The organism is Photobacterium rosenbergii, assembly GCF_033022775.1.
In the GTDB taxonomy this organism is placed as follows: Bacteria; Pseudomonadota; Gammaproteobacteria; order Enterobacterales; family Vibrionaceae; genus Photobacterium; species Photobacterium rosenbergii_A.
Genome location: NZ_JAWJZI010000012.1, coordinates 114991 through 121392 on the forward strand (window position 1 = coordinate 114991; position 6402 = coordinate 121392).

Below are 6402 nucleotides of genomic sequence, written 5' to 3' on the forward strand. Positions count from 1 at the left end.
CTTCGGGGTGACAGTTTTGGAACAAAAAAGGGCCTGCAGCTTGCAGGCCCTTTTTTATGGCGGTTTCGCGCCACTTTCGGCAGAATTTTTATTGTAATAGTCTCCCCCCACTAATGAAATGAGTTACACTGGTGCGACGAAGTTGAGGAGGCAAGATGCATTGTCCTTTTTGTGGTGCCAATGACACCAAAGTAATAGATTCCCGTCTGGTGGCCGATGGCCATCAGGTTCGTCGCCGTCGCCAGTGTCTAGCCTGTAGCGAACGTTATACGACGTTTGAAACCGCTGAGTTGGTGATGCCACGGGTGATCAAAACTAATGGTAACCGTGACCCGTTCAATGAAGACAAACTGCGTGGTGGGATCCAGCGTGCGTTGGAAAAACGTCCTGTCAGTGCTGATGATATCGAACGTGCGATCAATACCATCAAGTCGCGCTTGCGTGCGACCGGTGAGCGAGAAGTGCCATCGGAGATGATTGGTAACCTGGTTATGGAAGCATTGAAAGAGCTGGATAAAGTTGCTTATATCCGCTTTGCTTCTGTTTACCGCAGTTTTGAAGACATTCGTGAGTTTGGTGAAGAAATCGCTAAACTCGAAAAATAATTGATGCCGGACGTGATGTGCCGGCTTTCTAACCGATACTGAAGTCTCATGTTCTCATCTATCGACCACGCCATGATGCTGCGCGCAATCAAGTTGGCGAAAAACGGTCAGTTCACGACTACTCCTAACCCCAATGTCGGCTGTGTGATCGCCCGCGACGATGAAATTGTCGGGGAAGGCTATCATTATCGTGCCGGAGAGCCCCATGCCGAGGTCTTTGCACTTCGTGCTGCTGGTGATAATGCGAAAGGTGCCACCGCGTATGTCACGCTGGAGCCTTGCTCTCATTACGGCCGAACACCGCCTTGTGCCGAAGCACTGGTCAAAGCCGGTGTGAAGCGCGTGGTTTGCGCGATGGTTGATCCCAACCCGAAAGTCGCCGGTCGTGGTATAGCCATGCTCAAGCAAGCCGGTATTGAAGTACAAACAGGCTTGTTGGAGCAAGATGCCGAAGCGTTGAATCCGGGCTTTATCAAAGTGATGAAGAGCGGCCTGCCGTATGTTCAGCTCAAGCTGGCAGCCAGCCTTGACGGTCGCACCGCGCTGGCTAATGGTGAAAGCAAGTGGATCACCGGCCCTGCAGCAAGGGCGGATGTCCAACGCTACCGCGCCAAAGCCGGCGCCATCTTGTCGACCAGTGCAACTGTGTTGGCTGATGACCCGTCGTTGAACGTCCGTTGGCAGGAGCTGGGCGATGAAGTGCAGCAGGGATACCCGGAAACTGAACTGCGCCAGCCGGTGAGGGTGGTTATCGACAGTAAAAACCGAGTCACTCCACAACACCGTTTGGTCAGCCTGCCGGGCAAAACAATCCTGGTAAGAAAACAAGCTGACACGCTGGCATGGCCGCAGGATGTAGAGCAACTGGTTATGCCCGAAGGCGAGGGGATCGATCTCCATACGCTTATGGCTGAGTTGACAAAGCACAATATCAACCACATTTGGGTGGAAGCCGGCGCTGGCCTAGCAGGTGGTTTGCTGCAAGCTGGATTGGTTGATGAGTTGATCCTCTATCAAGCGCCCAAGTTGATGGGCAGCGATAGCCGCGGGCTGATGGATCTTAATGGACTGGTGTCGATGACACAGGTTCCCGAACTGAGCATTTCGGATGTACGAATGGTGGGCGGTGATATTCGTATTACTTCCCGTATCCAGAATCACATCCAAGCTGAATTACTCAATGCAGACAAAGAATAAGGTTTGACATGTTTACTGGCATTATTGAAGCCGTGGGGACAATTACTGCCCTGACCCCAAAAGGCAAAGACATTTCTGTGACGGTGGACTCCGGCAAGCTGGACCTATCCGATGTAAAATTGGGTGACAGTATTGCAACCAACGGTGTGTGCTTGACTGTGGTAGAGCTGACAGGCTCGGGTTATGTGGCTGACTTGTCGCTGGAAACCCTTAAGCGTACTGCATTTGTCACTTACCGGGCGGGACAGAAGGTGAACCTTGAGAAAGCGATGCTGCCGACCACCCGTTTCGGTGGTCATATGGTCTCTGGCCATGTCGATGATGTGGCGGAGGTGATTGAACGTTCCAATACTGGTCGTGCGATTGAGTTCTGGTTGAAAGCACCGGCTCATTTGGCGAAGTATATTTCGGAAAAAGGCTCGGTAGCTGTTGACGGCATCAGCCTGACGGTCAATGCGATTCGCGGCGATGAGTTCAAACTGACCATCGTGCCTCACACTGCATCGGAAACGACGATGGAAGCATTTACCGCTGGCCGTAAGATTAACTTGGAAGTTGATGTGATTGCCCGTTACCTCGAGCGTTTGATGATGGGCGAGAAGGCGGCAGAGCCGAAGTCAGAAGTTTCTATGGATTTGCTGGCTCGCAGCGGGTTCCTTCGATAAACAGACAGAAGATTAACAAGAATTAAGGTATCGATATGGCTCTAAGCAGTGCAAAGGAAATCATCGAAGATATCCGCCTAGGTAAAATGGTTATCCTGATGGATGACGAAGACCGTGAAAATGAAGGCGATCTGATCATTGCATCGGAAAAAATTACCCCTGAGGCAATTAACTTCATGGCCCGCCATGGTCGTGGCTTGATCTGCCTGACCCTGACAAAATCTCGCTGCCAGCAGCTTAAACTGCCATTGATGGTGCAGGACAACACCGAGCAGTTCAGCACCAACTTCACCGTGTCGATTGAAGCGGCTGAAGGCGTAACGACGGGTATTTCTGCATCAGACCGCGCGGTGACGGTACAGGCGGCGGTAGCACCCGGTGCTTCGCCGGCTGATATCGTGATGCCAGGCCATATTTTCCCATTGATGGCGCAAGAGGGTGGAGTGCTGGCCCGTGCTGGTCACACTGAAGCCGGTTGTGATGTGGCTCGTCTGGCAGGTCTTGAGCCATCGAGTGTGATTGTCGAGATCCTTAACGAAGATGGCACTATGGCGCGTCGCCCGGATCTTGAGGTGTTCGCTGAGCAGCATGGCCTGAAACTGGGTACCGTTGCGGACTTGATTGAGTACCGCAACAACAACGAAACCACCATTGAACGTGTCGCGCAGTGCTCTCTGCCAACTGAGTTCGGTGATTTTGAGATGATCACTTACCGTGACACCATCGACAACCAGGTTCATTACGCGCTGAAAAAAGGCGACGTTGTTGATAACGAGCCGACCTTGGTCCGTGTCCACCTGCAAGATACCTTCAAAGATATTCTTCACTCGGGTGCTACCCAGTGGACACTGCCGTCGGCGATGAAACGCATTGCTGATGAAGGAGGTGTGTTGGTAGTACTGAGCAAGGCAGAAAGCCAGGACTCCATCATTACTAAGGTTCAGAACATGGCTGCGCAGGAAGAAGGCAAGCCGGGTGTGAAGCTGAATCCGAAAGACCAGTCGCGTCAGGTGGGTGTCGGTTCTCAGATCTTGTCAGATCTTGGTGTATCTAAGATGCGCCTGCTGTCATCAAGCACTCAGCGCTACCATTCGCTATCGGGCTTTGGCCTCGAAGCGGTTGAATACATTTGCGAATAATTAAAGCGGGCCCGGTGCCCGCTTTTGCTCGAAACCTATTTCCATTTAATCAATTCCAAACATTGCCAGTATGAGGCGGGAAAGCGCTTGAATATGCCAATTGGTATAACGCATAAAGTGTGATAGACTCCCGCGGTTTCTCATACCGGAAAAGACATAGTCACAGGAAGGCCCATGAAGGTAATTGAAGGCGCCATCGCGGCACCAAACGCAAAAGTTGCTATCGTAATTGCACGCTTCAACAGCTTTATCAACGAAAGCCTACTAGAAGGCGCGCTAGACGCTCTGAAACGTCAGGGTCAAGTTAGTGATGACAACATCACTGTTGTTCGTTGCCCGGGTGCATACGAGCTACCACTTGTTGCTCAGCAGGTTGCTAAGAGCGATCGTTATGATGCTATTGTTGCGCTTGGCTCTGTGATCCGTGGCGGAACGCCACATTTTGATTATGTTGCCGGTGAGTGTAACAAAGGTCTGGCTCAGATTGCTCTAGAGTACAACACTCCAGTAGCATTCGGTGTTCTGACTGTAGATTCTATCGAACAAGCCATTGAGCGTGCCGGTACCAAGGCTGGTAATAAAGGGGCAGAGGCTGCACTAAGCGCGCTTGAAATGGTTAATGTCCTGTCCCAAATTGAATCCTAATGGGGGTTAGTGTGAAACCAGCCGCACGTCGTAATGCACGTCATTTTGCTGTACAAGCAATTTATTCTTGGCAAATTACCAAAGGTAATGTTGCTGATATTGAGCAACATTTTCTTTCTGACGACAAGTTCGAAGAAGAAGAGCACCAGGCGGAAGCCCCGGCGCTTGCAGCACCACATACAGATGTTGCTTACTTCCGTGATCTGCTAACAGGTGTTGTGCTGAACCATCAGGAACTGGACAGCAAGATGCGTCCGTACCTGTCTCGTCCTCTACAGGACTTGGATCAGATGGAACTAGCGCTACTTCGTCTTGCTATGTACGAGATGACCAAGCGCGATGACGTACCATATAAGGTAGTTATCAACGAAGCTATCGAATTGGCAAAAGCCTTCGGTGCTGAAGATAGCCACAAGTTTGTGAATGGTGTGCTAGATAAGGCTGCGCCATCACTTCGCAAGAAGTAATCACAATACGATTTTAAAAGGCCAGCAATGCTGGCCTTTTTTCTGTCTACAAAAAGAAGAATATGGCAAACGAATTTGATTTGATCGCCCGGTACTTCGAACACCAGGCAGTGAAACGAAAAGATGTACCTCTGGCAATTGGTGACGATTGCGCCTTGTTGGAGGTACAGGAAGGGAGCCAGTTGGCCGTCAGTACTGATTCGCTGGTGGCAGGTACCCATTTCTTGGCCGAGGCCGATCCGGCATGGGTAGCTCACAAGGCATTGGCGTCGAATCTCAGTGATCTGGCAGCTATGGGCGCTACACCGGCCTGGGTGTCATTGGCGTTGACGATGCCTGAGCCTGATGAAGCCTGGTTGGCGGGCTTCTGCCAGGGCTTCTTTGCTCTGGCCGAATATTACAATGTCCAGCTCGTGGGCGGTGATACCACCAAAGGTCCTTTGAGCATTACCCTGACAGTGCATGGTTTTGTGCCGCGCGGCAAGGCTCTGACCCGCAGTGGGGCAAGCTCTGGAGATTGGATTTATGTCACCGGTAACTTGGGGGACAGCGCGGCAGGCCTTGCGCTGTTGCTCGGCCAGAAAAAGGTGGAGTCCTCTGCTCTTGAAGCAACCTTGCTTGAGCGCCACCATAAAGCTGAGCCCCGTATTCTGGCAGGCCAGGCACTGCGCGGCATTGCGTCGGCGGCGTTGGATATCTCCGATGGCCTGATCAGCGATCTTGGACATATTCTGAAACGTTCTGGGGTGGCAGCAGAAATTGACGTTGATAAACTACCCCTTTCGCCAGAGCTGGAAGCCTTTGAGCCTGAGCGGGATAAAGCGTTGCGGCTGGCCTTGGCCAGTGGTGAAGAATATGAATTGTGCTTTACGGTTCCGGAGCAGAATAGGGGCGCAGTAGATACCGCCTTGGCCCATAGTGGCGTAAAGGCAACCTGTGTCGGCCAGCTGCGTCCGGGGCAGGGCATTAACTTGGTACGCAATAGCCAGCCGCTGGACTGGCAGCTGCACGGATATGATCATTTTGCGGAGTAAATTGTGGCAAACCCAAAAGATAAGATTAACCTGAAAAATCCATGGCATTTCTTGGCGACCGGTTTCGGTAGCGGCCTGTCACCTATCATACCGGGCACCATGGGCACTGTTGCCGCGATCCCGCTGTATTTGCTGATGGCGCAGCTGCCATTTACGGTTTACTTGCTGATCACCGCGGTGGCGGCCCTGATTGGTATCACCATCTGCCAGAAAACCTCTGATGATATGGGCGTCCATGATCACGGCAGTATTGTCTGGGATGAGTTTGTCGGATTTTGGATCACCATGGCCATTGCTCCAGTTGTCAGTTGGCAGTGGGTGTTGGCCGGTTTTGTACTGTTTCGCTTTTTCGATATGGTCAAGCCATGGCCGATCAGCTGGCTGGACAAGCATGTCCATGGCGGGCTAGGCATTATGGTCGATGATATCCTGGCGGGTTTCATGGCAATGATTGCGCTTTGGGGGCTCGGCCACTGGATAGGCTGGTAGTAACCTCTCTACCTATGAACAGATAGAAAAGCCGCGCGGTTGCGCGGTTTTTTTTATCTCTAATTCAATGGACTAAGATTTAATAGGCTAGAGGCTAGAGGCTAGAGGCTAGAGGCTAGAGGCTAGAGGCTAGAGGCTAGAGGCTAGAGGCTAGAGGCTAG

The 6402-nt window shown here is 51.8% G+C and carries 8 protein-coding genes; all 8 read left to right on the forward strand.

Annotated features, from left to right (window positions below; translation table 11 throughout):
• The first annotated feature begins 155 nt into the window (after positions 1-155).
• The 8 genes from nrdR to pgpA all read left to right on the forward strand — a co-directional run bounded on the left by nrdR (position 156) and on the right by pgpA (position 6241).
• Complete coding sequence (nrdR, locus tag R2X38_RS20750; protein ID WP_039460556.1) at positions 156-605, forward strand: transcriptional regulator NrdR; 450 nt, start codon at positions 156-158, stop codon at positions 603-605.
• Between the two features lie 48 nt (positions 606-653).
• On the forward strand, positions 654-1802 hold the full coding sequence (gene ribD, locus R2X38_RS20755) for a bifunctional diaminohydroxyphosphoribosylaminopyrimidine deaminase/5-amino-6-(5-phosphoribosylamino)uracil reductase RibD (protein WP_317524258.1): 1149 nt from the start codon (positions 654-656) through the stop codon (positions 1800-1802).
• Positions 1803-1810: 8 nt separating this feature from the next.
• Positions 1811-2467: a riboflavin synthase gene (locus R2X38_RS20760; protein ID WP_317524259.1), complete on the forward strand. Its 657-nt coding sequence runs from the start codon at positions 1811-1813 to the stop codon at positions 2465-2467.
• Between the two features lie 35 nt (positions 2468-2502).
• On the forward strand, positions 2503-3606 hold the full coding sequence (gene ribBA, locus R2X38_RS20765) for a bifunctional 3,4-dihydroxy-2-butanone-4-phosphate synthase/GTP cyclohydrolase II (protein ID WP_317524260.1): 1104 nt from the start codon (positions 2503-2505) through the stop codon (positions 3604-3606).
• Between the two features lie 174 nt (positions 3607-3780).
• Positions 3781-4251 (forward strand): 6,7-dimethyl-8-ribityllumazine synthase, encoded by a 471-nt coding sequence (gene ribE, locus R2X38_RS20770; protein WP_107301464.1) that lies wholly within the window; start codon positions 3781-3783, stop codon positions 4249-4251.
• Positions 4251-4718 carry a transcription antitermination factor NusB gene (nusB, locus tag R2X38_RS20775; RefSeq protein WP_187462241.1) on the forward strand — a complete coding sequence of 156 codons (468 nt, stop codon included), beginning with the start codon at positions 4251-4253 and terminating at the stop codon, positions 4716-4718. The genes ribE and nusB overlap by 1 nt, the downstream gene beginning before the upstream one ends.
• Before the next feature lie 62 nt (positions 4719-4780).
• Positions 4781-5752, forward strand: a complete 972-nt coding sequence (gene thiL, locus R2X38_RS20780; protein WP_317524261.1) for a thiamine-phosphate kinase — start codon at positions 4781-4783, stop codon at positions 5750-5752.
• Positions 5753-5755: 3 nt separating this feature from the next.
• Complete coding sequence (gene pgpA / locus R2X38_RS20785; RefSeq protein ID WP_411185654.1) at positions 5756-6241, forward strand: phosphatidylglycerophosphatase A; 486 nt, start codon at positions 5756-5758, stop codon at positions 6239-6241.
• Positions 6242-6402 lie beyond the last annotated feature (161 nt).

Bases quoted from the DNA above. Each gene is read 5' to 3' on its own strand.
- nrdR (WP_039460556.1), top strand. From the start codon at position 156: ATGCATTGTCCTTTTTGTGGTGCCAATGACACCAAAGTAATAGATTCC.
- R2X38_RS20760 (WP_317524259.1), top strand. From the start codon at position 1,811: ATGTTTACTGGCATTATTGAAGCCGTGGGGACAATTACTGCCCTGACC.
- thiL (WP_317524261.1), top strand. From the start codon at position 4,781: ATGGCAAACGAATTTGATTTGATCGCCCGGTACTTCGAACACCAGGCA.
- nusB (WP_187462241.1), top strand. From the start codon at position 4,251: ATGGGGGTTAGTGTGAAACCAGCCGCACGTCGTAATGCACGTCATTTT.
- ribD (WP_317524258.1), top strand. From the start codon at position 654: ATGTTCTCATCTATCGACCACGCCATGATGCTGCGCGCAATCAAGTTG.
- ribE (WP_107301464.1), top strand. From the start codon at position 3,781: ATGAAGGTAATTGAAGGCGCCATCGCGGCACCAAACGCAAAAGTTGCT.
- ribBA (WP_317524260.1), top strand. From the start codon at position 2,503: ATGGCTCTAAGCAGTGCAAAGGAAATCATCGAAGATATCCGCCTAGGT.